At 70.1% G+C, this 2,099-nt stretch carries 4 protein-coding genes; 3 read left to right on the top strand and 1 reads right to left on the bottom strand.

Going from position 1 to position 2,099, the window contains the following annotated elements; genetic code table 11:
• Positions 1–304 (bottom strand): HGxxPAAW family protein (locus L0P92_RS44065; RefSeq protein ID WP_234768753.1); only part of this gene is annotated, 304 nt, incomplete at its 3' end.
• Between the two features lie 91 nt (positions 305–395).
• Here L0P92_RS44065 and L0P92_RS44060 point away from each other — a divergent pair.
• From L0P92_RS44060 to L0P92_RS44050, 3 genes are all read left to right on the top strand, one after another.
• Positions 396–881: a MarR family winged helix-turn-helix transcriptional regulator gene (locus L0P92_RS44060; RefSeq protein ID WP_234768752.1), complete on the top strand. Its 486-nt coding sequence runs from the start codon at positions 396–398 to the stop codon at positions 879–881.
• 49 nt (positions 882–930) lie between these two features.
• A complete protein-coding gene (locus tag L0P92_RS44055; RefSeq protein WP_234768751.1) occupies positions 931–1,314 on the top strand; it encodes a hypothetical protein in 384 nt (127 codons plus the stop codon).
• A gap of 228 nt (positions 1,315–1,542) precedes the next feature.
• Positions 1,543–2,099, top strand: a 557-nt coding sequence (locus L0P92_RS44050) for a GtrA family protein (RefSeq protein WP_237696776.1), incomplete at its 3' end; no start/stop codon positions are given.

Here is a 2,099-nt window from a genome sequence, read left to right as displayed (position 1 = left end):
GCCCCTGTCCTCGTCCCCGCCCCGCCAACCGGCACCCCCAACACTCCGCATGTCCCGCCCGCGCCGTCACGTCACGCGCCCCCATCCGCCACTGATCCCGCGGCCGTACCCCCGGAGGCTTGCCCCAGCCGGTCAGGTGCAGGGCCCAGGTGACGAGGACGCTCGCCGCCGTGATGCCGAGTCCGCCCGCGATCAGTGCGGCCGACACCATGCACACCCCCGCCCCCAGTACGGCCGAACCGATCGTCGCGATGGCCGTTCCGGTCCAGCCTGCGACCGTATGTCCCTCGTCATACTGGCTCATGTGCCTGCTTCCTCCCGTAGGCAGCGAAACTTCCTCACTTCGTGAGAAGTTTAGAGGCTTAATCTCTCACCAACTAAGGCAATAAGAAAAGATGCAAGCCAAGCCGCCTCGTCCCACCGCCACCCCGGCCCAGGCGCTGGACGCGATGGACTCCCTCATCGCGGCCCACCTGCTCGGTCAGCAGGAGATGGCCCAGCGGCTGGGCCTGAACATCACCGACCTGCTCTGTTTCGCCTGCGTTCTGAAGGCCGGCGAGAACCTCCTCACGGCGGGCGACCTCGCGGAACACGCCCACGTCACGACCGGCGCGATGACCGGCATCCTCAACCGCCTGGAGCGGGCCGGCTTCGTCACCCGCCGACCCGACCCGAACGACCGCCGCCGCGTCCGCGTGGCCGCCGTACCGTCCGCCGTCGCCCGGGTCGAGGCCCTCTACGGCCCCTACTACGCCCGCCTCAACGACCTCTTCGCCGACTACTCCGCCGACGAGATCGCCGTACTCACGGACTGGTTCACGCGGACGACCGGCCTCGCGCAGGGCTACATCGACGAGCTGCGCGACCAGGACAAGGCCTGACGTCCGGCCTGCCGACCAGCCTGATCCACGACTGGGAGATAGTGGCCGCATGCTTCACGAGCCCGAGAACACACTCTTCGTGCGGGGCGAGACTCCCGTCCTCCTCCTCGCCGGTGCCTCCGTCCACGACTCCCTGCCCGCCCTCAACTCGTCCGACGGGCAGATACCTCTGTGCACGGGCTGGGGCGTCGTACCCAAGCTCACCCTGTGCGTCGTGGACGGGCCGGGGGATGACGGCCTCATGGTCCCCTCGCTCGCCGCGCCGGTCCTCGACGCGGCCGGGCCCGGTGACATGGGGGACTGGTGCGGGGACGCCGAGCGGGCGGGCGGTGCGGTGGTGCTGTCGGTCGAGCGGATACCCGAAGTCCTCGACTGGGACCGGCTGATGGGCTCCGGCACGTCGCGTGGCGGCTTTGTGCCGATCATGGGCTGACCGCACATGGGCTGCCTTCTCATGGTGGAGCCTGCCCCACCATCGGTCCGGTGGATCACTCCATCGTTTTCACGGGCGGACAACGGGATCGTTGGCCTCGGTTGATCCCGGCTGAAGCCGCGTCGAAACCGGCTGAAGCCCGACTGAGGCACCGCTGAAGCGCTGCTGAAGCCACGCCGGGATGAGCTGTGTCCCTCAACGGACAGGCCCGCCCGGAAGGAATCCGCCATGGAGTCGCAGCGCCCTTCGACACTGCGCCCCTCGATACCGCGCCCATCGAAACCGCGCCGGTCGGTGCCCGGCCCCCTCTCCTCCTTCGCCCGCTTCGTCGTCTGCGGCGGCGGTGTCGGACTCCTCTCCAGCGCCGCCGTTCCCCTGCTGGCCGCCGCGATGCCCTGGGCGCTGGCGAACGCCCTGGTCACCGTCGTCTCGACCCTCCTGTGCACCGAACTGCACGCCCTGTTCACCTTCGGCACCGGACGCCGCCCGGGCCTGCGGCAGCATCTGCAGTCCTCCGGGTCGGCCGGCGCCGCCTACCTCGCCACGACCGCCGCGATGCTCGTCCTCCACGCCGTCCAGCCGTCCCCCACGCTGCTCTGGGAACAGGGCGTCTACCTCACCGCCTCCGGGCTGGCCGGCATCGGCCGGTTCCTGGTGCTGCGGCTGTTCGTGTTCGCCGAACGGAAGAAGCAGGCGGCCCCGGCAAACGCCACCCCGGCGCAGGCTCTCTCAGCCCCGGCTCCCTCAACCCAGACTCCCTCAGCGCGAACCACCCCCGCTCACCC

It is taken from the genome of Streptomyces muensis, assembly GCF_021474425.1.
GTDB classification, from domain to species: Bacteria; Actinomycetota; Actinomycetes; order Streptomycetales; family Streptomycetaceae; genus Streptomyces; species Streptomyces muensis.
Note: the sequence above shows the minus strand (reverse complement) of the source record. Positions and strands in the feature narration are given on the sequence as shown.

Bases quoted from the DNA above. Each gene is read 5' to 3' on its own strand.
- L0P92_RS44060 (WP_234768752.1), top strand. From the start codon at position 396: ATGCAAGCCAAGCCGCCTCGTCCCACCGCCACCCCGGCCCAGGCGCTG.
- L0P92_RS44055 (WP_234768751.1), top strand. From the start codon at position 931: ATGCTTCACGAGCCCGAGAACACACTCTTCGTGCGGGGCGAGACTCCC.